Source organism: Candidatus Enterococcus myersii (assembly GCF_017316025.1).
GTDB classification, from domain to species: domain Bacteria; phylum Bacillota; class Bacilli; order Lactobacillales; family Enterococcaceae; genus Enterococcus_C; species Enterococcus_C montenegrensis.
In genome coordinates, this window is record NZ_JAFLVT010000009.1 from 33333 (window position 1) to 59556 (window position 26224).

The 26224-nt window shown below is 38.0% G+C and carries 23 protein-coding genes and 1 riboswitch; of the genes, 3 read left to right on the forward strand and 20 right to left on the reverse strand.

Annotated features, from left to right (window positions below):
* Window positions 1-203: 203 nt before the first annotated feature.
* Window positions 204-938 (reverse strand): metallophosphoesterase, encoded by a 735-nt coding sequence (locus JZO76_RS08475; protein ID WP_206903686.1) that lies wholly within the window; start codon window positions 936-938, stop codon window positions 204-206.
* Window positions 939-1071: 133 nt separating this feature from the next.
* Here JZO76_RS08475 and JZO76_RS08480 point away from each other — a divergent pair, with 133 nt between their 5' ends.
* The 3 genes from JZO76_RS08480 to JZO76_RS08490 are packed head-to-tail and all read left to right on the forward strand — an operon-like array spanning window position 1072 to window position 3866.
* Window positions 1072-1929: an efflux RND transporter periplasmic adaptor subunit gene (locus JZO76_RS08480; protein ID WP_206903687.1), complete on the forward strand. Its 858-nt coding sequence runs from the start codon at window positions 1072-1074 to the stop codon at window positions 1927-1929.
* An 8-nt stretch (window positions 1930-1937) separates the two neighbouring features.
* Entirely contained in the window at window positions 1938-2630 is a 693-nt protein-coding gene (locus tag JZO76_RS08485) for an ABC transporter ATP-binding protein (protein WP_206903688.1), read from the forward strand.
* 12 nt (window positions 2631-2642) lie between these two features.
* Window positions 2643-3866, forward strand: a complete 1224-nt coding sequence (locus JZO76_RS08490) for an ABC transporter permease (protein WP_206903689.1) — start codon at window positions 2643-2645, stop codon at window positions 3864-3866.
* Window positions 3867-4162: 296 nt separating this feature from the next.
* On the opposite strand, the gene JZO76_RS08495 is transcribed toward JZO76_RS08490, so the two are convergent.
* The 19 genes from JZO76_RS08495 to mgtA form a co-directional block, all read right to left on the reverse strand.
* Entirely contained in the window at window positions 4163-4534 is a 372-nt protein-coding gene (locus JZO76_RS08495; protein WP_206903690.1) for a VOC family protein, read from the reverse strand.
* A 9-nt stretch (window positions 4535-4543) separates the two neighbouring features.
* Window positions 4544-4924, reverse strand: a complete 381-nt coding sequence (locus JZO76_RS08500; RefSeq protein ID WP_206903691.1) for a DUF1149 family protein — start codon at window positions 4922-4924, stop codon at window positions 4544-4546.
* A 99-nt stretch (window positions 4925-5023) separates the two neighbouring features.
* Window positions 5024-6046, reverse strand: coding sequence for a SepM family pheromone-processing serine protease (locus JZO76_RS08505; protein ID WP_206903692.1), 1023 nt, complete (start codon window positions 6044-6046; stop codon window positions 5024-5026).
* Complete coding sequence (gene coaD / locus JZO76_RS08510; RefSeq protein WP_206903693.1) at window positions 6036-6530, reverse strand: pantetheine-phosphate adenylyltransferase; 495 nt, start codon at window positions 6528-6530, stop codon at window positions 6036-6038. The genes JZO76_RS08505 and coaD overlap by 11 nt, the downstream gene beginning before the upstream one ends.
* Window positions 6523-7086, reverse strand: a complete 564-nt coding sequence (gene rsmD / locus JZO76_RS08515; RefSeq protein WP_206903694.1) for a 16S rRNA (guanine(966)-N(2))-methyltransferase RsmD — start codon at window positions 7084-7086, stop codon at window positions 6523-6525. Before rsmD ends, coaD begins: the two co-directional genes overlap by 8 nt.
* A gap of 206 nt (window positions 7087-7292) precedes the next feature.
* A complete protein-coding gene (locus tag JZO76_RS08520) occupies window positions 7293-7643 on the reverse strand; it encodes a YlbG family protein (RefSeq protein ID WP_206903695.1) in 351 nt (116 codons plus the stop codon).
* A complete protein-coding gene (locus tag JZO76_RS08525) occupies window positions 7633-8070 on the reverse strand; it encodes a YlbF family regulator (RefSeq protein WP_303753925.1) in 438 nt (145 codons plus the stop codon). Before JZO76_RS08525 ends, JZO76_RS08520 begins: the two co-directional genes overlap by 11 nt.
* Window positions 8063-9172 carry a CAP-associated domain-containing protein gene (locus JZO76_RS08530; RefSeq protein WP_206903696.1) on the reverse strand — a complete coding sequence of 370 codons (1110 nt, stop codon included), beginning with the start codon at window positions 9170-9172 and terminating at the stop codon, window positions 8063-8065. Before JZO76_RS08530 ends, JZO76_RS08525 begins: the two co-directional genes overlap by 8 nt.
* 15 nt (window positions 9173-9187) lie before the next feature.
* Window positions 9188-12619 (reverse strand): pyruvate carboxylase, encoded by a 3432-nt coding sequence (locus tag JZO76_RS08535; protein ID WP_206903697.1) that lies wholly within the window; start codon window positions 12617-12619, stop codon window positions 9188-9190.
* A 45-nt stretch (window positions 12620-12664) separates the two neighbouring features.
* On the reverse strand, window positions 12665-13870 hold the full coding sequence (locus JZO76_RS08540; protein ID WP_206903698.1) for an FtsW/RodA/SpoVE family cell cycle protein: 1206 nt from the start codon (window positions 13868-13870) through the stop codon (window positions 12665-12667).
* Window positions 13871-13873: 3 nt separating this feature from the next.
* A complete protein-coding gene (locus JZO76_RS08545; protein ID WP_206903699.1) occupies window positions 13874-14164 on the reverse strand; it encodes a YlaN family protein in 291 nt (96 codons plus the stop codon).
* A 307-nt stretch (window positions 14165-14471) separates the two neighbouring features.
* Window positions 14472-16310: a translational GTPase TypA gene (gene typA, locus JZO76_RS08550; RefSeq protein WP_173103186.1), complete on the reverse strand. Its 1839-nt coding sequence runs from the start codon at window positions 16308-16310 to the stop codon at window positions 14472-14474.
* A gap of 148 nt (window positions 16311-16458) precedes the next feature.
* Window positions 16459-17223 (reverse strand): inositol monophosphatase family protein, encoded by a 765-nt coding sequence (locus JZO76_RS08555; protein ID WP_206903700.1) that lies wholly within the window; start codon window positions 17221-17223, stop codon window positions 16459-16461.
* A gap of 2 nt (window positions 17224-17225) precedes the next feature.
* Entirely contained in the window at window positions 17226-17501 is a 276-nt protein-coding gene (locus JZO76_RS08560) for a UPF0223 family protein (protein ID WP_206903701.1), read from the reverse strand.
* Between the two features lie 99 nt (window positions 17502-17600).
* Window positions 17601-19007, reverse strand: a complete 1407-nt coding sequence (gene lpdA, locus JZO76_RS08565; protein ID WP_206903702.1) for a dihydrolipoyl dehydrogenase — start codon at window positions 19005-19007, stop codon at window positions 17601-17603.
* Between the two features lie 7 nt (window positions 19008-19014).
* Window positions 19015-20643 carry a dihydrolipoyllysine-residue acetyltransferase gene (locus JZO76_RS08570; RefSeq protein ID WP_206903703.1) on the reverse strand — a complete coding sequence of 543 codons (1629 nt, stop codon included), beginning with the start codon at window positions 20641-20643 and terminating at the stop codon, window positions 19015-19017.
* Window positions 20644-20690: 47 nt separating this feature from the next.
* Window positions 20691-21668, reverse strand: coding sequence for an alpha-ketoacid dehydrogenase subunit beta (locus JZO76_RS08575; RefSeq protein ID WP_173103191.1), 978 nt, complete (start codon window positions 21666-21668; stop codon window positions 20691-20693).
* Window positions 21669-21670: 2 nt separating this feature from the next.
* A complete protein-coding gene (gene pdhA / locus JZO76_RS08580; protein WP_431520969.1) occupies window positions 21671-22786 on the reverse strand; it encodes a pyruvate dehydrogenase (acetyl-transferring) E1 component subunit alpha in 1116 nt (371 codons plus the stop codon).
* A gap of 300 nt (window positions 22787-23086) precedes the next feature.
* Complete coding sequence (mgtA, locus tag JZO76_RS08585; RefSeq protein ID WP_206903705.1) at window positions 23087-25678, reverse strand: magnesium-translocating P-type ATPase; 2592 nt, start codon at window positions 25676-25678, stop codon at window positions 23087-23089.
* Window positions 25679-25902: 224 nt separating this feature from the next.
* A riboswitch (M-box (ykoK) riboswitch) is annotated at window positions 25903-26073 on the reverse strand.
* Window positions 26074-26224 lie beyond the last annotated feature (151 nt).

Here is a 26224-nt window from a genome sequence, read left to right on the forward strand (position 1 = left end):
TTTTTGCTTATCCTAAAAAATGCTACTTCTTGTCCACCGTTTAGCCGCAAAAAAAGGCTGGAATCCTATAGATCCCAGCCTTTTTTTATTAATAAAACAACCTTAAAAAAATCTTTTTAAAGTTTCATAAAAAATCAACTTATTTTTACTACCCTTTTTTACTATAAAAGAAAACAAGTATCGCGTCTTTTTTATTCAAACACTTAAAAATCAGGTTGCCAAGGTCCTGATAAATTCTGATATTCAATATCTTGGACAATACCCGATTTACCAAAAACGACCCCATGAATGGAACCCCCAAAGACACCGCCGCCGTCAATTCCAATTTTATTATCTGAAAGCCACAAGTCCGTTGTCATCATGTCCCCGTGAAGCATTGGTGTGATGGTATGCCCAAAGACGATCTTTTTGCCAGTCTTATTTTTTCCATTATGAAAAGGTTCGCGAATCCAAATAAAATCAGCAGGAGCAGTATCATGCCAATCTTCTTTAGTCAAGTCCACCCCGGCGTGAACAAAAATATAATCTTCCCATTCATAATACAAAGGTCGTTGTGTTAAAAAATCGACTAAATCACGATAACGACTACGAATCATCATGGCAATTTCAGTTGGCGAATACTCCTCACAAGCCCCTTTGTGCAAAAGACTTTCAATTGTCTCTTTTCCTCCATTGTGTAAATAAGAAGCAAACCAGTCTTCTGGCTTGGTTAAAAATTGTAAAAAGTATTCTTCATGATTACCTCGCAAATAAATAGCCCCAAATTTTTCTACCAAATTTTTTCCTAGTAAAAGACACTCTTTGCTGCGTTTACCGCGGTCATTTAAATCACCCATTAGCACAAGTTGATGTTGTTTGGAATCAAAATATGCTAAAAGTTTTTTAAACAACTCATATTCTCCGTGGATATCACCAATGGCATAAACATATTTTTTCATCACACTCACCTCATAGCTAGTATACCAAAAATCTTCACAAAACTTTCAAATGCTATATTTGGACACCAAGTATAAAAAGCTTTAGAATGAACACGACACCATGTCATAATCTACGTGGAAAAGAGTGAAGATAATGCAGAAAAAAACAATTGGGATATTATTAGCAGGCGTCGTTGTCGTGGGTGCTATCGGTTTTGCTTTGTTTAATAATAGTACTAAAAAAGATGACACCATCACCATTCACAGTGCAACTGCCAAAAAAATGACTGTCACAGAAACTTTAAGCACAACTGGAACTTTGATTCCAAATAATACAGAAAATTTAGTTGGCACTGGTAATGTCACAGATTTAAATGTAAAAGTTGGCGACGTAGTAAAAAAAGATCAAGTATTAGCCAACTACGATAGCGGCCTAAGCTTAACGGCAGGAATAGACGGGACGATAACGGAAGTCAATATAAAAAAAGGACAAGCCGATACAGCTGCCCAACAAGGTAAGGCTTCTATTATTGTTGCTGACTTGAATAATTTAAAAGTTCAACTCGCTTTATCAAATTCCGAGGCCCGTCAAGTTAACGTGGATCAAAAAGCAGTTATTTCTTCTGGTGGTCATAATTATGCTGGCAAAGTCACCGAAAAAGATCCTACCGCTACTTCCACGCAAGCAACAACGAGCGCCGCATTAGGTGCTGTTGTAACTTTTGATGATAAACCAGAAAAATTATATGCTGGCTTTTCAGCTGATGTAGACATTACCATTGCAACTGAGCAAAACGCGCTGGCAATTCCAATTGAAGCTTTAACGTATAACGACAAAAATGAGCCCATCGTCTATGAAATAAAAGATGACAAAGCAAAAATTACAAAAGTAGAAACGGGCATTCAATCTGACCAATTTATCGTGATTAAAAAGGGAATAACTGACGGTAATCAAGTCATCTTATCCCCTACTTCTAGCCTTAAAGACGGCAGTGCCGTTACTAAAGAGTAGGTGATGAAATGATTGATTTAAAAAACGTGGTAAAAATTTATCGTACTGCCGGCGAAGAGCTGGTAGCTTTAAAAAATGTCAATCTTCATATTGCTGAAGGTGAGTTCACTTCAATTATGGGCCCAAGCGGCTCTGGTAAGTCGACTATGATGAACATTCTTGGCTTGTTAGATCGTTTTGATGATGGCACCTATCTTTTAAATGGACAAAACGTCACCCATCTGAGTGATGTAGAAAGTGCCAAAGTACGCAATAAAGAAATCGGGTTTGTCTTTCAGTCTTTCAATTTAATGCCCCGGATGACACTATTAGAAAATGTTGCCCTGCCATTGGTTTATGCCGGCGTTGCTAAATCCGAGCGAAAAACTAGAGCCTTCAAGGCACTAGAACAAGTAGGTTTAGCCGATCGCGTTCACCATCGTCCCAATGCCATTTCTGGTGGGCAAAAACAACGGGTTGCTATCGCACGGGCAATTGTCAATGATCCTGTGGTTTTAATGGCCGATGAACCAACTGGAAATTTAGATTCCAAAACAACATTAGAAATTATGAAAATTTTCCAAGACCTAAACGATAAAGGGACAACTGTGGTTATGGTTACCCACGAACCAGATGTTGCCCAATACACCAAAAGAATCGTTTCCTTTAAAGATGGCCAAATTATTGCCGATAATTCTGTAAAAAAACGAAAAACACTATAAGGAGGGTCAAAAATGGGAATCAGCGAAAGCTTTAAAATGGCCTTAGATAGTATCTTAGCCAATAAAATGCGGTCATTTTTGACCATGTTGGGGATTATTATTGGCATTAGTGCCGTTATTGCAATTTTAGCGGTAGGAAATGGCGCAACAAAAGAAATTAACGGAACCTTTAGTGATTTGGGGGCCTCGACTATCTCCGTTTCAACCAGCCAAGAGGCAAGCGACAGTCAAAAAATTACGAGTCAAGATGTAGTAGCGTTAAAACGCAGTATTCCAAATATCGCCCACATTTCTCCTGTTACAACTATCCAAGCAAATTTTACTGCAAACGACAAAAGTAAATTTGGGATGGCAATTGCAGGTATGCCCGATTTGCAGTACACCAATCAAATGATGGATAAGACACTGCTTTACGGTCGCTACTTTAATCAAACGGAATACGAAGAAAATGCCAAAGTAACCATTATCAGTGCTGATACTGCTCGCTACTTCTTTAACGGGCGCGATAATGTTGTTGGTGAAAAAATTACGGTTAAAAATCAAAACGGCCAAGTCACATTGCGTGTTCTTGGTGTTACCAAAGGTACCATGGAAAATATGATGGGAGCTTTTGATAGTGAAAAAATGCCTGGCTATTTGGCAATGCCACTAACAAGTGCTGTGACACTACAACCAGATGCAACAAAAATGAGCGAATTAACTGTAATTGCCAATTCAAAAGATGACATCGATACAGTTTCAAAACAAATTGTCAATATTTTATCTGTACGCCACGATGCTGTTGACGATAAAGTTTATACTGCAACCAACTTTTTGCAAGCGTTAGATGAAGTAAACAATGTCTTAGGTTTATTTATTAACTTTATTGCTGCAGTTGCCGCAATTGCATTACTAGTTGGTGGCATTGGGGTGATGAATATCATGTTAGTTTCCGTGACCGAAAGAACCCGCGAAATTGGTACCAGAAAAGCATTAGGTGCGACAAACAACAATATTTTGTTCCAATTTCTTACAGAATCAGTTATTTTGTGCTTAATCGGTGGCCTGATTGGGTTACTATTAGGGGCATCACTGGCATTGATTGTGGCCAATGCTTTAAATATTACCGCACATTTTTCATTAGGCTCAATTGCTTTTGTGCTACTATTTTCCAGTGCAATCGGAATCTTCTTTGGTGTATATCCCGCCCGCAAAGCAGCACGGCTAGATCCAATCGAGGCCTTGCGTTATGAATAAGTTGTCAAAATTTTTCCACCAGTTTAAAAAAGATTTGAAAGAAGCCCTAGATACCGGTGCCATCGCCCGGGATAAAGGCTAATAAAAGAGGCGGAAAAAAAGCGTTTAACCACAAGCAATAAGATGGGATTACCTAAAATTGTTTTCCAAATTTTTGGTGAATTTCAACTTATTGTCGCAGAGGTTGCTTTTTTTCCGCCGTTTACGAAAAGTGAAAAAAAGTGCCTAGCCGCAAGCAATAAGACGGCATGAAAAAGGATGTGACAAAACAGTGAAGTTTTGTCACATCCTTTTTCTTAGATACTTGAAACGGCAAAATAATTACCATCAGGGTCTGCAAAATTAAAGACTTCTCGATCACCCAATGAAATCATTTCTCCTAGTGGCACGTCAAGTTCACCAATTTTTTTATAAAGACGGTAAATATCTTGGCTAAAAAACATCAGGGATGGTGAATTGGTGGCAACTTCGGGTGAATTACTTTCAATAAACTCACGATCATATAAGACAAAATGTGCTTTCGCATCTTTTGCGGCCGCAATTTCAACGACCCGGGTACCATCTACTGCTTGCTCTTCAAGGATGACAAAATCCAAGGCTTGCCAAAATGCCACCGCTTTTTGGACATCATCAACGTATAACATAATTTGAATATCTTCTGTAAACATCATTTTCTCCTATGCTTCTGTTTGAAAATTAAGGGTTAATCCAGGTTCGTCAGTTGCAATTTCAGTTACTTCATAGGTCATCCGCTTTACGATATCAAACAACGGGGCCACAATTTCATTAACCTCTTCTTCGGTCACATCTGCTTGACTTGCAATCTTACGGTCAACGACATGGTTAATTTGACTGACGCGACCAGAAATCACATATTCTTCAAAAACCAAACGAAAATCTAAAATACACCGAATAATTGAATTTTCTTTTGGATAATTGGGATCTTCTGTATTTAATGGGGTAAATCCTACTTGCAACTGCGTTTCATAAGCTTGTTCGGGATTGGGTTGATCATAGTGATAAGCAGCTACCACTGGTTTTTGACGTTTAATTTCCACTCTTGTTCCTCCTTTAATACATTTCTTGTTATTTAGTATAGCATATGCTTTTTTGATTTTTACAACTTACTATATTTGAGGTCATCTGCGCCTAAAAACTTATTTTGTGACATGTTTTTTTAAATAATCCACTGCCTCTTGTGCTGTTTTTACGGATACCACTTTCATTTTTGTTTTAATTTTTGCAGCCGCTTTTTTAGCCTCTTGATAATTCGTATCACCTTTTTCTAAATCAGCTGGTGCAAAAAAGATTTCTGCTCCACTTTCAGAAGCACTAACGACCTTTTTATCAATACCACCAATTTGACCAACATTACCTTGACTATCAATAGTTCCCGTACCTGCAATTTCATGACCATTTCGTAAGTCTTGATTCATTAATTGTTGGTAAATTTCCAAGGTAAACATTAAGCCCGCTGAAGGACCACCTATATTATCAACATCAAATTGAACTTTTTCTTGACTGTTCACCTGTGTGTGGTCAGTCAGTGTAATGCCGATTCCTGCTTTGTTATTACTTGGCAACTTAATCAATGCACCTTGCGCCGTTTTTTCTTTACCGTCTTGCAAATAGGTAATCGTCACCTGATCGCCAACTTTTTTACTCTGAACGTATTTCATAAAATCATCGCTACTTTTGAAAGGTTTTGAATCAACCTTTACAACGGTATCACCAATTTTAATTTTGCCATAAAAAGCAGAACTTTCCTCTATGCCTAAAACATAGACACCAAGATAATCCATTTTAAAAGGCTTTTTAGCTAAATGAAGTGCTGCTGTAATCGCATTATTTTGGGAACTTTCCATGTAAAAGTTTTGAATTCTATTGTAATCATCATCACTGGCAGTGCCCATCAGCTCTTCTTTTGTCACTAAATCAGAAAAAGTTTGCGTTTTAGCAAATAATGCGGTAGCAACAGTTGCCTGCCTGATCCCAACTGACGTCAGGGAAAACGAGCCACTAAACTTATCTTTTTGGCCGTTAACTTTCACCAATGTATCTAACTTAATCGTTGAGCCTGGTGCTTCGATATAATACGGAATTGGTAATGCAACACAGGCCATTAAAACTAACGCCAACAATAAAAGTAAAAGGCGTTTTATTGGCACTTTACGCTTCATAATGATCACTCTTCTTCACTAATGCTTCAAATACTGGTTTTGGCAAATATTCTTTGACATCACCGCCAAAAGCAATGACTTCTTTTAAAATGCTGGAACTGATATGGGTATACTCTGGGCGAGCCAATAAGAATACCGTTTCAATCTTTTTATCCAAATGATGATTCATCGTCATAATTTCTTTTTCATACTCATAATCTTTTACGCTTCTAATTCCTCGTAATAAAAAATTTGCACCTAATTTTTTCGCACTGGTTACGGTTAGTTCACTATCTTGTTCCATCACACGCACATTAGGCAGATGGGCCACCGAAGCTTCAACCAGAGCTTTACGTTCTTTTGGGGTAAACAAACTCTTTTTATTTGTGTTCACAAAAACACCAACGATAATTTCATCAAAAAGGTCAGATCCTCGTTCAATTGTATCTAAATGCCCATTGGTAAAAGGATCAAAACTACCAGGAAATAATGCTATTTTACGCATGAGACGCCTCATTTCTATAAATTGTTACGCTAGTGATACCGTAATTTTGTTGTCTTATTTGGTTTAAGTTAGCAATTTGAATTGGTAAAATAACTTCTTTTGCTGTTTCACAAACCACTACTGCCTGATTGGTCAATAGATTATTTTTGACCATCGCTTCAAGCTCCGCAATCAACTGCTGCTTGGCATAAGGCGGATCTAAAAGAATCAAATCAAATTGTTTTTCTTCTGCAATAAATTGGTCCAAAGCATGTTTGGCATCTTTTTTTAAGAGGGTAAATTTTTCTGGTTCTTTGGTAATTGCGACATTATCTTTAATGACTTGCATTGCTTTAAAATTACGCTCGACACAATAAGCATGCGCCATTCCACGGGATATCGCTTCAATCGCCAGACCGCCACTACCACTATATAAGTCCAGACAAGTGCCACCATCAAAAAAAGGGCCAATCATATTAAATATAGCGCCCTTCACTTTATCTGTTGTGGGACGTGTATTATCCCCTGGCAAACTTTTTAATTTTCGGCCACCATATTCTCCTGCCACGACTCTCATATTATTTCACCTCATCAATCATATCCACAATATTTTACCATAATTGACAAGTATTGACTCCTACAACTTACAACTGCCACACTATTTTTAAAACTGTTTAAACGTATGAATAAATCTGTAGCGTTAGCCTAATAAAACAGCAAAACTCGTGATAATCGAAAAATTAGCACAAAAAAAGTGCTACCTTTAAAAGGTAGCACAAAGTTTTAGACATTTTCAGCTAAACGAATGGTTGTATTCAATTCTTCTACGTCAAAACCATCATCATCGGCGACTTGGTAGGCGGCTTTAGTCCCAATTTTATCAGCAAAATTCATTTCAACATCTGGTCGATAAGATGGCTCAACGTTACGAACAAAATGCAAATGTTCGATTTTTGCCATGGTTTCTTCAAAACCTACCTCGTCTAAATATAGCACAACATATTTTAGTTTGCGGGAAACGTAATGCACCAAGCCATAGCGTTTCAAATTTTTTAATTGACGCAAGCTATAGACCCAAACGATCAGACCACGTCTTTGTTTTGGTTTAAATTCAATTGTTGTATCAACTTGCATGACAATTTCCTCCACAATCAGACTTTCTAGTTTCAAAAAAGGGATTTCCGTATGCTACTTTAATCTCTTCAGAAAAACTGTTGGCAACTTGTTGGCAAACACCATCAAGTAAGGCTTGCAATTGGGTTTCAGCTTGGCGAAAGTCCGCCACTGTTTCACACATATCTAGCTGCCTTTTTTTTTGATAGAGTGTTTTTGTTTTTTCTTTAATCCCTGGCGCATAGGAGCCAAAACGACTTAATTCTTCATAACTTGCTTTTTCTTTTTGAAAAGTTTTTCTAGCAGCAATAGCTTTTTCATCTTGTTGCATCTCACTACGGGTTTGCTCATATTGTTGAAAGATAAGACTTTGACAAATCTTATCACTTAAATTCTCACACAATTGTACTAAATGTAAGGTTGTTTCATCGTAAATCACGTTATTCACTATCCTCAGTTTCTTCAGTATCCTCTAACAAGATTACCATATTGTCTTCGGCAATGCCAACCCCAACTTTTTGTTGCCCCTCACTTAAAAAGCGCGTATGCAAATACGGATCGCTATAAAAGGACATAATTTGAAACATCGTATCCATCATGGGACGATAATAAAAACCTGCAACAGACGGAATCTTCATTTTTTTTAACATTTGATCAAATTCATCACTAACAATTAAAAAAGGTTGTGGATTTGTAACATCTTTCATGCGTTCAAATTGTTTAAAACGTTCTTCATTCAAATATTTGCGGGGCTCTTTTAAAAAGTCGGCATTAATATCGTCGGCGCGACCTTGTAATGTAAAGTTGGTTGTATAGATAGAGCGACTTTCTAATTGCCGCAAGACGTTTAACAATTCAAAAGCCGAGGTCTCCTTTAAGCGATTAACTTCATCCCAGTCTGTTAGCTGCGTTTTGTGAACTTTGGGAAGTTGTCCATCAATGGACGTATATGGAGCTAACTCTAGTAGCATTTGTTTATCCAGATAGGTAATTCCCATCAGCTGTGATTTTTTTTGATTGAAAAAAAGAATAGCAAAGGTATCGTTGGTAAAAGCGACTAAGGGACGATAATTCATATCTTCTTCCATCAATTCAAACTGAATTTTCTCGCCATTATAGTCCAGTGAGAAATTAGGGTATAACATCGTCACCTTGGTTAAATCATTCATGGTCATTCCTGATTTAAACGGTGTGGTATGCTTATCATCATTACCGGCAACTTTAACTGCCGCAACTTTACCATTACGGATATTGGCCGCGATGTAGCTGGTTTTATTTTCGGTCTTATACGTATTCACACGATAGCCAAAGCCACTGTCATAACTAACCAGTGGCTTACCTAAAATATTCGTTAATTCGCTTGAATTTTTACCAATTAAACTAGCATAACCCGAAACTTTAATCGGCTCATATTTCAAACTCGTTTGACTCACATCTTTGTTTGTCTGATTATCATAGGCGGGAGCTTGCCGTGGAAAGAAGACCGGTTGTAAATAGACTACAAGTATTGCTATAAACAATAGCAATAAAAAGATAAGTCTTCGTTTCACAGCAAGTCCTACTTTCTAACTTTCAGTAATTTCAATTAATAGATCGTCTTGGGCGATAGGTTCGCCACTAGACACATAAATATGCTTGACGACACCATCAAAACGGGCTTCAATTGCCGTTTCCATTTTCATGGCTTCTGTAATCAATAAGGTATCACCTTGTTTCACTTTATCGCCTTTTTTCACTAGAACTTCTAACACAGAACCAGGCATCGTAGCCCCAATTTGTTCTTTGTTGGTTGGTTCTGCTTTTTGTTTGGTTTGGACTGAACTGATAATTGATGTATCTTTAACCACTACTTCCCGACGTTGTCCGTTTAAGTTAAAGAATAAAACACGATTTCCTTCAATATCTGGTTCACCAATCTCATCAAGGCGAATGATTAAAATTTTACCTTTTTCAATTTCGACATTAATTGTTTCTCCTAAGCGCATGCCTTGGAAAAATGTTGGTGTATCTAAAACCGTAATATCAGCAAATTTTTCATAAGCAGAACGGTAATCTAGAAAAACTTGCGGGTACATTAAATAACTCAATACTTCTTCATTTTTTGGTTCATAGCCAATTTTTTTTGCTAATTCTTTTTTGACTTTTTCAAAATTGACAGGTTCAGCTAATGATCCTGGACGTACTGTGAAGGCTGGCCGGCCTTTTAAGATGATTTTTTGTAGCTCTGCTGGGAATCCACCAACTGGTTGCCCAAGCTCCCCTTGGAAAAACGTAACCACTGATTCTGGGAAGTTGTATTCATCACCACGATCATAAACATCTTTTTCACTTAAATTATTTTGTACCATGAATAACGCCATATCTCCTACAACTTTTGAAGATGGGGTTACTTTCACGATATCACCAAACATTAAATTAACGGTTTGATACATCTCTTTGATTTCATCCCAGCGCTCTTCTAAACCAACTGCTTTTGCTTGTTGTTGCAAGTTGGAATATTGACCTCCTGGCATTTCATGTTTGTAAACTTCTGTTTGTGGTGCATTTAAGCCACTTTCAAAAGGTTTATAAAACATGCGAACATCTTCCCAGTAATGATTTAACTGTTGGGCATTGTCAATATTGATTTCTGGCTGTCTTTCATCTTGATCTAAAGCAAAGTACAAACTGTTCATACTTGGCTGACTAGTTGAAGAACTCATTGCACTGGTGGCAACGTCTACGATATCAACGCCGGCTTGTGTCGCAGCCGAATATGTGATGATACCATTGCCGCTAGTATCATGCGTATGCAAATGAATTGGCAAAGAAACGGTAGCTTTTAATTCACTGACTAAACGATAAGCTGCCCGTGGTTTTAACAAGCCCGCCATATCTTTGATTGCAATGATATGCGCTCCGGCCTGCTCCAATTCTTTGGCCATATTTTTATAGTAATCCACATTATATTTAGCACGGCTCGGATCGTTTAAATCCCCTGTATAACAAATCGCAGCTTCAGCAATTTTGCCATTGTCGCGGACTGCTTGAATACTTTTTTCCATTTGCGGCAACCAATTTAAGCTATCAAAAATCCGAAAAACATCAATTCCTTGCTTAGCGGCTTCTTTAATAAATTCAGCAATAACATTATCTGGATAATTAGAATACCCGACCGCATTGGAGCCTCTAAACAACATCTGAAATAATGTATTTGGCATTAATTTGCGCAATGTTTTTAGGCGTACCCAAGGGTCTTCATTTAAAAAGCGGTAGGCGACATCAAAAGTAGCGCCTCCCCACATCTCTGCAGAAAACAATTCTGGTAAAGCAATTTGGGTTTTAGCTGCTATTTTTTCAAAATCATGGGTTCTTACCCGCGTTGCTAAAAGACTTTGATGAGCATCTCGAAAAGTCGTGTCCGTTAATAATAGTTTCTTTTGATCTTTAACCCAATTAACGACAGCATCCGCGCCTTTGTCATCTAAGATGTTTTTGGCACTTAAAATATTTTTTTTAGGTTCAATCAATTTATGGGGAAGTCTCGCTTCTCCATAATATTTCTTTTTATTTTTTTCAATACCAGGAAAACCATTGATGGTAATTTCACTGATGTACTTCATTGTTTTATTCCCACGATCTCGTGTTGAAGGAAAAACAAACAATGCCGGTGTATTGTCAATAAAGGTCGTTTTCGCATCACCACTTTGAAATTCAGGATGGTTAATGACATTTGACATAAAAGGCATATTGGTTTTCACACCGCGAATCCGAAATTCCCGCAAACAACGTTGCATTTTTTGAATTGCCTGTTCAAAAGTACTAGCGTGTGTACAGACTTTCACCAATAACGAGTCAAAGTAAGGCGTAACGATCGCACCAGCATAGGCATTGCCTACATCAAGTCGCACGCCAAAACCACCAGGAGAACGATACGTATCAATTTTGCCTGTATCGGGCATGAAATTGTTAACCGGATCTTCTGTTGTAATCCGACATTGAATCGCTGCACCTTTATAAGTGATTGCTTCTTGCTTTGGAATTCCAATTTCTGTATGCAAATTTTTACCTTCTGCAATTAGAATTTGAGATGTGACAATATCAATATCTGTAATCATCTCGGTAATGGTGTGTTCAACTTGAACACGAGGGTTAACTTCAATGAAATAAAATTGATCTTCTTCAACTAAGAACTCAACTGTCCCAGCATTAATGTAGCCAACATGTTTCATTAACTGCACAGCTGCTTGACAAATTTCTTCACGTTTAGCGTCATTTAAAGAAACACATGGTGCTACTTCTACTACTTTTTGATGGCGTCGTTGAACAGAACAATCCCGTTCAAATAAATGAACAATATTGCCATGATTATCTCCTAAGATTTGAACCTCGATATGTTTAGGATTGCCGATATATTTTTCAACATAGACTTCATCACTACCAAAAGCGGCTTTGGCCTCACTTTTTGCTCGTTCATAGCCATCTTTTGCCTCTTTTTCATCATGAGCTACCCGCATTCCACGACCGCCGCCACCTAAAGCAGCTTTAATCATAATCGGATAGCCATGAGTTGCAGCAAACGCTAAAACCTCATCAATTGAAGCTACTGGTCCATCAGTCCCAGGAATCGATTGAATACCAGCCGCAATCGCTGCTTCTTTGGCTTTAATTTTGTCACCAAAAATATCAAGATGGTGAACGCTTGGCCCAATGAATACCAATCCTTCTTCGGCACAACGTTTGGCAAATGCTAAATTTTCAGAAAGGAAGCCATAACCTGGGTGGATTCCTTCTGCACCGGATTCTTTTGCAATTCGAATAATATCTTCAATATCCAAATACGCATCGATTGGTTTTTTCCCCTTGCCAACTAAATAAGCTTCATCAGCTTTAAAACGATGAACTGAGTATTCATCTTCGGCAGCATAAATACCCACCGTCCCTATTTGTAATTCTGAGCAGGCACGGAAAACACGAATGGCAATTTCACCACGGTTAGCAACGAGAATTTTTTTCATCAAACCACTCCTTGAGATTTAATCTATTGTTAGCTGAAAATCAGCTTAACTCATTTTTTTTGCTGGTAACCTTTTTTTCATCGGCTTACTTGTTGTAATACCATACTGCTTTTTCTTTTCATCAGCACTAATATTTAGTGCAAAACCAACACAGATAGAAAGCATTAAAAGCGATGATCCCCCTTGACTTAAAAAGGGAAAAGTAATCCCAGTCAAAGGAATGATACCGGTAATTCCCCCTAAGTTAACAAAAACCTGAATCAAAAATAGTGAGCCAATCCCAATACACATCATCGAATTAAAGGCATCACTTGAGCGGATTCCCACTAGAAAAATCCGCGCAATCATGTAAAACAACAAGGCTAAAACCAACAACGCTACAATCAAGCCTAATTCTTCTATTACAATTGCAAAAATATAATCGGTGTGGGCAAATTTCAAAAAGCCTTTTTTCTGAATGCTATTGCCCAAACCACGGCCAAAAAGTCCCCCATTATAAATGGCATAATAACCATTTACCATTTGATGCCCTAAATTAAACTCATCTTTAAAGGGATTTTGATAAATCGCAAAGCGACTATAAACATGTGCTGGGATTAATTTACCTTTAGTCAAATTAATCAACTGAATCACACCAAAAGAGCCCACTACACCAACAATTCCTAAAACTAATGTATACAAGTAGTTAATTCCACTTGCCATAATGACAGAAAAAGCAATCAAGGTAATGACAGCCGCATTCCCAAAGTCAGGCAATAGGGCAATTAAAAGCAATCCAAAAATAACATAGACTAATGGTCGAAAAACTGTGTTTAAAAAAGTCTGACCTTGAATAGTTTTTTGCCGCGTTGAAAGCTTCAATGCTAAAAACCAAATCGTTGTAATTTTAAAAAACTCTGCTGGCTGAATATTAACCGGACCAAAAGACAACCAACCTTTTGCACCATTAACTTCTTTACCAATTACTAAAACGACTAAAAGTAATACGATCACAATGATCATTGCCATAGAGGCAAATGCTTTATTGCGAATAACATCTGTTTTCATCTTGTAAATAAAACTGATGGCCACCAAACTTAAAAGCCAAAAAACTGCTTGGTTGATGACCGAACTCATAAAATTCTGACCTTGTTCAACTAAAAGATAAGAAGTTGAACTAAATACCATCACCAAACCCAAAACACATAAAATGAGGTAAGGAATTAGAATACTATAATCCAACAGGTGACGTTTCTTTATTTTTTGTGGCAAGGCTTACGCCTCCTTGTTCGTCTTTTGATCTTCGTAAACCTCAGAATATAAGCGATTTAATTCTCTTTCCAAATCACTCAATAACTGATGCCCTTCATCACTTTTTATGATGCCTAGGCGCACCGCAAAGGTTACTTGACGAGACAAGCCGTACATTTGTGTATCAACCACTTCCTCAAAAGCTTTACATTGAGAAATACATAAACTATTTTTTTGATTGCGAATTAATTTTTTAATGCGGTCGGCATCTTGCATCAATAATTCCAAAGCAAATTCATGAGAAATTGAATCCATCTCTAATCCAACCTTTCTTTCTTAGTTTCATTATTATAGCATAATCCCCAATTGATTGGGACAAAATACTGGAAAGCTTCGTAAAATTTTCACGAAAGCCATGATAAAGCCGAACATTTTCCGCAAAACTCTCTTCGTCGTTTCTAATCTCACACATCGTGAAACAATGATTATTTGTGGAACAAAAAAATCGAATAATAAACTTCCTAATCTAACAATATACGCAAAAACATTGTTAAATTAACTTTTAACACCAAAAACTTTTCCACAAAAAAACCAAACCTCAAGAAAAGGTTTGGCTAAAAAATTATTTGTCTGCAGTTTTTTTCTTTTTCGCAGCTTTTTCACGTTCGTTTTTATTTAAGATTTGTTTACGTAAACGAATACTTTCTGGCGTTACTTCACAATATTCATCATCATTTAGAAACTCTAAAGATTCTTCTAATGTTAAAATACGTGGTTTTTTAATGACAGAAGTTTGGTCTTTGGTTGCAGAACGGACGTTAGTCATTTGTTTTGCTTTAACGATATTAACCGCTAAGTCATTATCCCGAGAATTTTCACCGACGATCATACCTTCGTATACTTCAGTACCTGGTTCAACAAAGACAGTTCCACGTTCTTCAACAGACATAATAGAGTAAGTTGTTGCTTTCCCGTTTTCCATCGAAACCAAAGCACCATGGTGGCGTCCACCAATTGTACCTTGAATCATTGGCAAGTATTGATCAAACGTATGGTTCATAATCCCATAACCTCGTGTCATGGATAAAAATTCAGTTGTAAAACCAATTAAACCACGAGCAGGCGCTAAGAAAACTAAACGAATTTGACCATTGCCGACGTGAATCATATCTTGCATTTCTGCCTTACGTTGACCCAACGCTTCAATCACAGAACCCATATATTCTTCTGGAGTATCAATTTGTACCCGTTCAAAAGGCTCACATTTTACGCCATCTACGATACGTTCAATAACTTCAGGACGAGATACTTGCAACTCGTAACCTTCACGACGCATATTTTCAATCAAAATAGACAAGTGTAATTCACCACGACCAGAAACAGTCCAAGCATCTGGTGCAATTGGATCTACTCGTAAAGAAACGTCAGTTTGCAATTGAGACATCAAACGTTCTTCAATTTTACGAGCTGTTACCCATTTTCCTTCACGACCAGCAAATGGTGAGTTATTCACCAAGAAAGTCATTTGTAAAGTTGGTTCGTCAATGTGCAGGATAGGTAGCGCATCTTGATGTTCAACCGGTGTTACTGTTTCACCGACGAAAATATCTTCCATACCAGAAACCGCAATTAAATCGCCAGCTTTAGCTTCTTTAATTTCCAACCGTTTCAAACCGAAGAAACCAAATAATTTAGTAACACGGAAGTTTTTAATTGTACCGTCTAATTTAATTAAAGATACTTGATCACCAACCGCGATTTTCCCACGGAAGACACGACCAATTCCGATACGACCAACGTAATCATTATAATCAAGTAAAGAAACTTGGAATTGCAATGGTTCATCACTGTTGTCAATTGGAGCTGGGATGTGCTCAATAATTGTGTCAAAAATTGGCGACATCGTATGTTCTTGTTGACTTGGATCATCAGATAAACTAGAAGTTCCGTTTACAGCAGAAGCATAAATCACTGGGAATTCCAATTGATCTTCATCTGCACCTAATTCGATGAATAATTCTAAAACTTCATCGACAACTTCTGCCGGACGTGCTGAGTCTTTGTCAATTTTATTTACAACTACAATTGGTGTTAAATGTTGTTCTAAAGCTTTTTTCAACACAAAACGTGTTTGGGGCATGGTACCTTCGTATGCATCAACAACTAAAACAACACCGTCAACCATTTTCATGATTCGTTCTACTTCACCACCGAAGTCCGCGTGTCCCGGTGTGTCCATAATGTTAATTTTAGTACCTTGATATTCGACGGCAGTATTTTTTGCCAAAATCGTAATACCACGTTCTTTTTCCAAGGCGTTGGAGTCCATGGCACGCTCTTCTAAGTGTGTGTGGCTGTCTAGGGTATCGGATTGTTTCAATAATTCATCTACGAGTGTCGTTTTACCATGGTCAACGTGGGCGATAATGGCCACATTGCGAATATCATTTCTTAATTTCAATTTATCTGGCTCCTTTAATCTTGTGTATAATCTGACGGCTCATTATAACAGATTATCTTTCTGAAATATAGTGAAAACTTTCAAAAAAACGCAATCTTATCGCTAAGTTTTGTGAATCTGTAAAAAAAAGCCTAGTGTTCTGGGGTTTTCAACCTTTAATTTCCATAATATTTTCATAAGCTTTGGGAGTTGCTGCGACAAAAAGTTCCCGGCCCGCCAGTTTTAAGGCTTCACCATTTATATTAGACATGCGTAGTCCCAATTCTTCAATTAAAACACCGCCGGCAGCATAGTCCCAAGGGGCCAACCGTGAGATATAGGCCGCTCTTCTTCCCATTGCCAGACCAATTAACTCATAGCCTGCACAACCTGTCATACGTACGCCTAGGGCAATTTCTCCCATCTTTTGCACGTGCCAACTGTCTTTTTGATACATCACGTGGTTTAAGCCAATTAAGCCTTCAGATAAGGCAATATCTTTTGGTGCATCGATTTTTTTATCATTGCAATACACACCAATACCGCGACCGCCCCACAAAAATTCATTTTTCATGACATCATAAACAAAGCCCAATTTTCCTACACCATTTTCATAGACTGCTACCATAATACAAAAGTTTTCTTTTTCCAAAACAAAATTCATCGTACCATCGATTGGATCAATGACAAAAACACGCCCGCTAAAATCATCTAGGTTATCTTTCCCATTTTCTTCGCCTAAAATTTTTGCCTCAGGATCAAAATTCATAATTCGTTGTGTCAGAAATTCTTGGGTTGCTTTATCCAAATTTGTGACTAAATCTGTGCGACCGCTCTTTGTATCGATGACTAAATCATCTGCTTGAAAACTTTTTTTGATAACTTCGCCAGCTTCATAAATCCAAGTTTTAATTTCATTTACCATTGCTTCCATATCTAATTGGTCACCTTCAACTTTCCTTTGGGATTTTCCTTGGCCACCTTTACTGTGTGGTATAAGGAATACCCTGATAAAGTTTCAAATTCTTTGCCCAAGCGACGTTCCTCTCCAATACTTGGAACAACTTTTTTAAACTGTTGATAAACCGCCAAAAAACTTTCGGCTGTAGTGCCTTTTTCGTATGCAACTTCTAGTGTTTCCCACATTTTCATGACAACCACCATCTCCTGTGTTGTCCAAGACAAATCAAGAGGATATTGATATTCCCGCATATATTTCACCTCTAGGTTAGTTTAGCATAGGAGATGATACAAAGAAAAGAGCTGCACCAGATATGGCGCAGCTCCAATTTAAGCGTTTTAAAGTTTACTTTAAATATGGATTGGCATACCCAAAGCAAGTTCTGACGCGTCCATAACAATTTCCCCTAGTGATGGATGTGGATGAATCGTCAAGGCGATATCTTCTGCATTCATGCCAGATTCAATTGCCAAAGCAAGTTCTGAAACCATATCACTAGCACCCACACCAGCAAGTTGTGCACCGATTAAAACGTTATCTTCAACCGTTGTTACCAAGCGGATGAAGCCTTCTGTTTTACCTAAAGACAACGCACGCCCATTGCCAGAAAATGGGAATTTAAAGGCTTTTGCTTCTAGACCAGCTTCTTTTGCTTCAGCAATCGTCATCCCAACAGAAGCAAGTTCTGGATCTGTAAAGGCAACGGCTGGCATTGCTTTGTAGTCAACCGCAACTTTTTTACCACTAATTGCTTCAGCAGCAATTTTTGCTTCATAGCTCGCTTTATGCGCTAAAGCGGCTCCAGGAACGATATCACCAATAGCAAAAATGTTGGAAACATTCGTTCTTCCTTGTTTATCAACTGTAATTAAGCCTCGTTCGCCGATTTCAACACCAGCTTGTTCTAAACCTAATTCATCCGTATTTGGACGACGACCGACAGTAACCATTACATAATCTGCTGTGATGCTTTCTTCTTTACCATCCACAGCATATTTAATTGTAACACTATCCCCATTGTCAACCGCTTCTTTAGCCATTGCATTGGTAATAACCGTCATACCTTTTTTCTTAAATTCATCTTCAACAATTTTAACCATATCTTTTTCATAAGTTGGTAAAATCTGTGGTGAACCTTCTAAAATAGTGACATTCGCGCCTAGGTTAGCATATGCGCCACCTAATTCAGCACCAATAACACCACCGCCGATGATAACAAAGTTTTTAGGTACTTCTTTTAATGCTAAACCGCCAGTAGAATCTAATACGCGACCGCCAAATTTGAAACCAGGAATTTCAATTGGACGTGAACCAGTCGCAACGATTGCATTATTGAAAGAATATGTTTGCGCAGAGTCTGGATGCATTACACGTAACGTGTGATCATCAACAAAATATGCTTCGCCTTCCAAAACTTCAACTTTGTGTTTTTTAAGTAAGAAACCAACACCACTAGTCAATTTGTTCACAACACCGTTTTGTTTCCATTCTTGGGTAGCAGCAAAATCTAATGTCACGTTTTCGCTTGAAACACCAAATAATTTAGAGTCCAATGATTCTTGATAATGATGTCCAGCAGAAATTAACGCTTTTGAAGGAATACATCCCACGTTTAAGCAGACACCGCCAATGTATTCTTTTTCCACAATGGCAACTTTTTGTCCCATTTCGGCAGCCCGGATGGCGGCAACATAGCCACCAGGTCCAGCTCCGATTACAACTGTATCTAATTCGATAGCGAAATCTCCAACTACCATGAGTCTATCATCCTTCCATTAACATTAGCTCTGGGTTAGCTAACAAGCGTTTAATATTATTCATTGCTTTTTGAGCAGTCGCGCCATCGACGATGCGGTGGTCAAAACTTAATGAAAGTTTCATAACGCGGCCAACTACGATTTCACCTTCAGCATTAACAACTGGTTGTTGTGCAATTGTACCTACACCTAAAATGGCAACTTCTGGGTAATTAATAACCGGAGTAAAGAATCCTCCACCAACCGAACCGATATTGCTGATTGTAATTGTGCCATTACGCATATCATCAGCAGCAAGTTTACCGTCATGAGCCAATTGGGCTTTGTCATTAATTTCATCAGCAATTGCAAACATACCTTTTTGATCTGCATTTTTAACATTTGGTACGTATAAACCATGATCTGTATCGGTTGCAATCCCAATATTATAGTAATGTTTGTAAACAATTTCTTGTTTTGCATCATCAATAGAAGCATTCAAAACTGGGAATTTCTTAGCCGTAGCAGTCAACGCTTTGACAACATAAGGTAAAAATGTCAACTTAGTGCCATTTTCAGCAGCTACTTCTTTAAATTTCTTACGGTGATCCCAAAGTGCAGAAACTTCTACTTCATCATGTAATGTGACATGAGGTGCTATTTGTTTGCTTGTAACCATTGCTTTAGCAATTGCTTTACGCGTTGGTGTTAAAGCAACGCGCTCTTCCATGTCGCCCATGTTTGAAGTGAAGGCTTTTGGTGCAGGTGCCGCTTTAGCAGCTGGTTGACTTTGTTGTACGTCAGTTGCTTGTGTAGAAGTCGTTGCGGCAGTTGCAGCTGAAGTGTTGCCATTTAAGAAGTTATCAATATCTTCTTTTGTTACACGTCCGCCTTTACCTGTAGCTGTTACTTGTGTAATATCAACATCTTTTTCGCGAGCATATTGACGAACTGACGGCATCGCTAAGACACGTTTATTCGGATCAGCTGCTTTGACAACACTACTTGTAAGTGAAGCTTCAGGAGTTGCAGCTTCACTTACAGGTGCTGCAGGTGCAGATTTCGGTGCATCATTGTGTCCTGGTGCATCGATTTCAACCAATACATCCCCAACATTTGCTACTGTTCCTTCTGAGACAAGAATGTTTTTAACTGTACCTGTAACAGGTGATGGAATTTCTTCGACTGATTTATCATTTTGTACTTCTAATAATGTATCATCTTCATTGATTGTATCGCCAGGTTTAACAAACCATTTTACGATTTCGCCTTCTGCAATACCTTCGCCGATGTCTGGTAATTTGAATTGATAAACACCACTACTTGCTGCTGAAGTTTGCTCAGTAGGTACCGCAGCGGGTTGCGCTGGGGTTTGTTCCGTCGCAGCTACGCCACTATCACCTTCATTATCTTCATGCCCAGGAGCATCGATTTCAACCAATACATCGCCAACATTTGCTACTGTTCCTTCTGGTACAATAATATTTTTAACTGTACCTGTAACAGGTGATGGAATTTCTTCGACTGATTTATCATTTTGTACTTCTAATAACGTATCATCTTCGTTAATTGTATCGCCAGGTTTAACGAACCATTTTACGATTTCGCCTTCTGCAATACCTTCGCCGATGTCCGGTAATTTAAATTGAAAAGCCATTTATAATCTTTCCTTCCTGAAAATAGAATTCATAAGCTTACGTCTAATTAAAAGTTGACGATTTCTTTTACTTTTGCTTCGATATCCGCAGCATTTGGTAACCAAATATTTTCAGCTTGACCAAACGGGAAGACTGTATCTGGCGCTGAAACGCGACCAACAGGAGCTTCAAGAGATAAAACAGCTCGTTCAGAGATTTCAGAAACAACTTGAGCACCAACGCCAGCTTGTTTTTGTGCTTCTTGCACGACAACGACGCGGCCGGTTTTTTCAACAGATGCGATAATTGTTTCAATATCTAAAGGTGCGACAGTACGAAGATCGATAATTTCAGCATCGATATTTTCTTTAGCTAAATTGTCTGCAGCTTTAATTGCTTCACGAACCATTGCACCATAAGTAATAATTGAAACATCTTTACCTTCACGAGTTACAGCTGCTTTGTCCAAAGGAACTTCATAAGCTTCATCTGGCACTTCATCACGGAATGAACGATAAAGTTTCATATGTTCCAAAAAGACAACGGGATCATTACTGCGAATTGAAGCAATCAATAAACCTTTGGCATCATAAGGATTTGATGGAATAACGACCCGCAAACCAGGAGATTGCGCCATTAAACCTTCCAAATTATCTGAGTGAAGTTCAGGTGTGTGCACACCACCACCAAATGGAGAACGAATGGTGATTGGCAAATTACGTGTCCCGCCCATACGGTAACGTGTCCGCGCCATTTGGCCTACGATTTCATCCATTACTTCAAAAACAAAACCAAAGAACTGAATTTCAGGGACTGGACGGAAGCCTTCAAGAGCTAAACCAAAGGCCAAACCACCAATACCAGATTCTGCTAACGGTGTATCAAAAACGCGATCTTCACCATATTTTTCTTGCAAACCTTCTGTTGCGCGGAACACCCCACCATTTTTACCTACGTCTTCACCAAATACTAAGACATTTTCGTCAGCACCTAATTCCAAACTCAATGCGTCGGTGATCGCTTGGATCATTGTTTTTTGCGCCATGACTATTTCGACTCCTTCGCTTCATAAAATGCAATTTGTTCTTTAATACTTTGAGGTTGTACTTCATACATACTCTTCAAGAAATCAGAAACTTTTTGTTTTGGTACACGGTCAGCTTCAGCAATAGCTGTTTTGATTTCTTCTTTCGTGTTTTCAATGACTTCTTCTTCTTTAGCTTCTGACCAAAGTCCTTTTTCAGTCAAATAGTTACGCATCCGAATCAATGGATCTTTTTGTTGCCATTCATTGTCTAAATCTTTTGAGCGGTAACGTGTTGGATCGTCCCCAGAAAGAGTATGCGGACCATAACGATACGTTAATGTTTCAATTAAAACAGGTCCGTTACCAGCAGCGGCCCATTCTCTAGCAGCTTTAGAAACTGTATAAACAGCAAGTGCATCCATACCGTCTACTTGAATTCCTGGGATACCAGCTGCTGCTGCTTTTTGTGCTAATGTTTTTGCAGCGGTTTGTTTTTCCCGCGGTGTTGAAATGGCAAAACCATTATTTTGAATATAGAAAACTGCATTAGCGTGGTAAGCACCTGCAAAGTTGATTGCTTCATAAAAATCACCTTGAGATGAACCACCATCACCAGTGTATACAAACGTAACATTTTTACTATTGCGTTTTTTAAGACCTAAGGCAACACCGGCAGCTTGTACATATTGCGCCCCAATAATAATTTGTGGTGGCATTGCATGTAAATCTGCTGGATATAAATTACCTGCAACATGTCCACGAGACCATAAAAATGCTTCTTTCAATGGTAAGCCGTGTTGCACAAGTTGTGGTACGTCACGATAACCTGGAAACAGGCGATCTTCTTTTTCAAAAGCAAAGTGACTTGCTAATTGACTTGCTTCTTGTCCTGCAGTTGGTGCGTAAAAGCCTAGACGCCCTTGACGGTTTAATGCAGTTGAACGTTGATCCAAAACGCGTGACCACACCATTTGTGTCATCAACGCAACTAATTCATCATCGCTTAAGTCAGGGATTAAATCTTTATTAACCACCTTACCATCCTTGTCTAATGCCTGATACGTTGGAAAATCAGCATTGATCTCATCCAAAATCTTTTGGAAATCGATTACATTCTTTGCCATTTTATTATCCATTCCTCTCCTAAATAAATGACCCTAAGTATAACAGCATAATATTCTGTATTAGGTAATTCGTAAAACTTACATCACTAAGCTATCATTTATCTGAAATAAATACAACTAAGACGCTCACTAAATCACGAAATAAAAATTCGTTAAAACAGCTTAATATCAAATTATTTTTGTGAATTTCATCACATTTGTGAAGCGCTTTTAAAAATTCTTGATTTCATTTGACAAAAATCCAATTAATTGCTAGTACAGCAAGATATTAAAAATGCGACAGTTACAGAAGTAACTGCCGCATTTATTTCTTTATACCCACTCAGAAGTGAATTTAATGTAAAGTCGTTTCGCAATTTCAATCACAATCAGGTAACCTATGATGATTAAAATGAACCAACCCCAATAATTCGCAGGTAACATCACAAAATCAAAAACACTTCGTAATGGGGATAAAACTAATACAAAACCTGTTACAATTGCTAAAAGACTAGTCAAAATAACTGGTAAGGAAGCCCGACTTTGAATAAAGGGTACTTTTCTAGTGCGAACCATATGAACAACTAAGGTCTGCGTCGTTAAACCGACTAAAAACCAGCCTGTTTGGAAAAGGCTTTGTTCTGCAACTGTATTTGCACCTAGAACAAACCACATTACCAAAAAAGTCAAAATATCAAAAATACTAGAAACCGGACCGATGGAAACGGTAAATTTAAACAAATCACCAATTTCCCAACGCACAGGCTTTACTAACTCTTCTTCATCTACATTATCCCAAGGAATTGTCAATTGTGCCATATCATAAATCAAATTTTGTACCAATAATTGCATCGAAAGCATCGGCAAGAAAGGTAAAAAAGCACTTGCTACTAAAATTGAAAAGACATTGCCAAAGTTTGAACTGATCGTAAACTTAATGTATTTCATCATGTTAGAAAAAACCCGACGGCCTTCAATGACCCCTGTTTCCAACACATTTAGGCTTTTTTCTAACAAAATAATTGAACTGGCATCTTTGGTGATATCGGCTGCTGTATCCACAGAGATACCAACATCAGCTTTTCTTAACGCTGGTGCATCATTAATGCCATCCCCCATAAAACCAACGGTGTGACCTTTTCGTTGAATGACTTCAATTAGCCGGGATTTTTGCATGGGATTTAATTTGGCAAATAAATTCGTTTCATCCACTTGTGCCATCAATTCTTCATCTGATAAAACTTCAACATCTGTCCCTAACAAAATATTGGTAACACCAATTCCTACATCTTGGCAAACTTTTTTGGCAACGATAGCATTATCGCCGGTTAAAACTTTTACTGAAACACCGTGTGCATGTAGCGACTTAATGGCAGAAATCGCCGATTCTTTGGCTGGATCTAAAAAGCCCATAAATCCGATTAAGGTCATATCTTTTTCATCTGAAACCGAATAATTCGCATCACTGTGGGCATCTCTTTTCACCGCCACGGTTAAAACTCGCATCCCTTGTTCGTTCATCTTAATATTCACGTTGCGCATTTTTTCTCTTAATTCATCGTCTAAGAGAACAACTTCACCATCAATTTCAGCATATTTACAAACTTGTTCCATCTCTTCCACAGCACCTTTTGTTACCATGATTTGATGATTATCAGCTTTTACCACGACAGTTAACCGACGACGAGAAAAGTCAAAAGGAATTTCATCGATTTTAACGACATTTTCAAAAGGCAACTGGCAACTATTTTCTTCAAAATAATTTAAAACGGCAATATCCATCAAATTTTTCCAACCGGTTTGATAGTGAGAATTAAGATATGTCATGTTTAGAACAGCTTGATTTTCTTTTCCCATTGGATTTAAATGTTGCACCAAAACTACACGGTCTTCAGTGATTGTACCGGTTTTATCCGTACACAATACATCCATACTGCCTAAATTTTGAATAGAAGGCAACTCTTTTACAATAACTTTTTGTTTGGATAATGCAAGTGCACCTTTGGCTAAATTACTCGTCACAATCATCGGTAACATTTCAGGCGTTAGGCCCACTGCTACGGCAATTGCAAAAAAGAACGCAGAAGTCCAATCTCCTTTTGTTAGGCCGTTAATTAAAAAGACTACCGGAAATAAAACCATTACCATCCGTAATAACAACTTGCTAACCCGAGTCAAACCGATATCAAAAGCTGTTTTTCCACGTTTACTCGTTGCATTTTTGGCAATATCGCCAAAGAAAGTTTGTTGTCCCGTTTTTAAAATGATAACTTTTCCTTGACCACTTAATACATCTGTCCCCATAAATACTAAATCATCTAAGTCTAGTGCAGAAACATCTTCATCTTTTTTAACACCAGCTTCGACAAATTTTTCCACTGGCATTGACTCACCAGTCAAAGAAGATTGATTAACAAATAAATCCTTGGTCCAAATCAAAACAGCATCAGCTGGGATCATGTCACCTGTTGCAAGGGTCACGATATCGCCTGGCACCACTTCATCCATCGGAATTTCTTTGGTGAGCCCATCTCGTGTTACTGCGCAAGTATTTTCGATTAATTCCTTTAATTCTAAACTTGCTTTTTGAGAGCGATATTCTTGCACAAAGGTAATAATGACACTAGCTAAAATCATCACTATCATAACAATGGCTGCCTCATAATCCCTCGTTGCAAATGATACAATGGCCAAAGCCGCCAAAACCAAAACAAAAGGATCTTTAAAGGCTTCTAAAAACAAGAGCCAAGCAGGTGTCGGTTTTTGCGCATCTACCCGATTTTCACCATACTCTTCTAACCGTTTTCTTGCATCTTCAGAAGATAACCCGTTAATAGAGGTTCTCAGCTCCATAAATAATTCTCGTTCTGATAAAAGTGCTAATTTTTTTAATTCTTGTTCTTTTGTGTTTTTTGTAAATAACATGTTTTCTCTCCTTGCCACTAGGAAAGACTCCCGCTTCCCTAGCCATTTTTATTTAGTTTCTGTCGCGAGGGACTGGGGTGTTCCATGTCAATCAACCTTTCTGAACTTTATTTCAAATATTTAGCTGGCAAAGCGTAACCAAAAAAATCTGCTCACATTATTTTTGAAAAGACCACCTTGTCAAAAAGAAAAAACGCGTGCTCAACAATGAGCACGCGTTTAATAAGCGTATGTTCATGTTGAGCTTTAGCACTATAGGGCGTAGATAGCATCTGCTATCAGCTGCGTTATGAATAACCTTCACGATCATTCCTGTTCTACCAACTAAGAGTCTCTCGATTCTTTCGCGGCAGCAGCTTGTGTCCATATAGGAGCCTCACCTAACAAATATTTAATTATGAAAATTTCAATCTCTTTTCACTTACATCCTAAAGAATCTAAACTTCTTTGTCAACACTAACGAAACATTTTTTTCAAAAAAAAATAACTCAATCTCATTTTAACAAAATTTTTGTAAAGATTTAAAAAGCCCGCAATTCTCATTGC

What these genes read in the sequence shown, in the direction of transcription:
- pdhA (WP_431520969.1), bottom strand. Translation starts at nt 22,786, where the DNA reads ATGGATAATAAAATGGCAAAGAATGTAATCGATTTCCAAAAGATTTTG.
- JZO76_RS08535 (WP_206903697.1), bottom strand. Translation starts at nt 12,619, where the DNA reads ATGAAAAAAATTCTCGTTGCTAACCGTGGTGAAATTGCCATTCGTGTT.
- JZO76_RS08480 (WP_206903687.1), top strand. Translation starts at nt 1,072, where the DNA reads ATGCAGAAAAAAACAATTGGGATATTATTAGCAGGCGTCGTTGTCGTG.
- JZO76_RS08555 (WP_206903700.1), bottom strand. Translation starts at nt 17,223, where the DNA reads ATGGAAGCAATGGTAAATGAAATTAAAACTTGGATTTATGAAGCTGGC.
- mgtA (WP_206903705.1), bottom strand. Translation starts at nt 25,678, where the DNA reads ATGTTATTTACAAAAAACACAAAAGAACAAGAATTAAAAAAATTAGCA.
- JZO76_RS08485 (WP_206903688.1), top strand. Translation starts at nt 1,938, where the DNA reads ATGATTGATTTAAAAAACGTGGTAAAAATTTATCGTACTGCCGGCGAA.
- JZO76_RS08575 (WP_173103191.1), bottom strand. Translation starts at nt 21,668, where the DNA reads ATGGCGCAAAAAACAATGATCCAAGCGATCACCGACGCATTGAGTTTG.
- JZO76_RS08560 (WP_206903701.1), bottom strand. Translation starts at nt 17,501, where the DNA reads ATGCGGGAATATCAATATCCTCTTGATTTGTCTTGGACAACACAGGAG.
- JZO76_RS08505 (WP_206903692.1), bottom strand. Translation starts at nt 6,046, where the DNA reads ATGAAGCGTAAAGTGCCAATAAAACGCCTTTTACTTTTATTGTTGGCG.
- lpdA (WP_206903702.1), bottom strand. Translation starts at nt 19,007, where the DNA reads ATGGTAGTTGGAGATTTCGCTATCGAATTAGATACAGTTGTAATCGGA.
- rsmD (WP_206903694.1), bottom strand. Translation starts at nt 7,086, where the DNA reads ATGAGAGTCGTGGCAGGAGAATATGGTGGCCGAAAATTAAAAAGTTTG.
- JZO76_RS08490 (WP_206903689.1), top strand. Translation starts at nt 2,643, where the DNA reads ATGGGAATCAGCGAAAGCTTTAAAATGGCCTTAGATAGTATCTTAGCC.
- JZO76_RS08570 (WP_206903703.1), bottom strand. Translation starts at nt 20,643, where the DNA reads ATGGCTTTTCAATTTAAATTACCGGACATCGGCGAAGGTATTGCAGAA.
- JZO76_RS08545 (WP_206903699.1), bottom strand. Translation starts at nt 14,164, where the DNA reads ATGGATTCAATTTCTCATGAATTTGCTTTGGAATTATTGATGCAAGAT.
- coaD (WP_206903693.1), bottom strand. Translation starts at nt 6,530, where the DNA reads ATGCGTAAAATAGCATTATTTCCTGGTAGTTTTGATCCTTTTACCAAT.
- JZO76_RS08520 (WP_206903695.1), bottom strand. Translation starts at nt 7,643, where the DNA reads ATGCAAGTTGATACAACAATTGAATTTAAACCAAAACAAAGACGTGGT.
- JZO76_RS08495 (WP_206903690.1), bottom strand. Translation starts at nt 4,534, where the DNA reads ATGTTTACAGAAGATATTCAAATTATGTTATACGTTGATGATGTCCAA.
- JZO76_RS08475 (WP_206903686.1), bottom strand. Translation starts at nt 938, where the DNA reads ATGAAAAAATATGTTTATGCCATTGGTGATATCCACGGAGAATATGAG.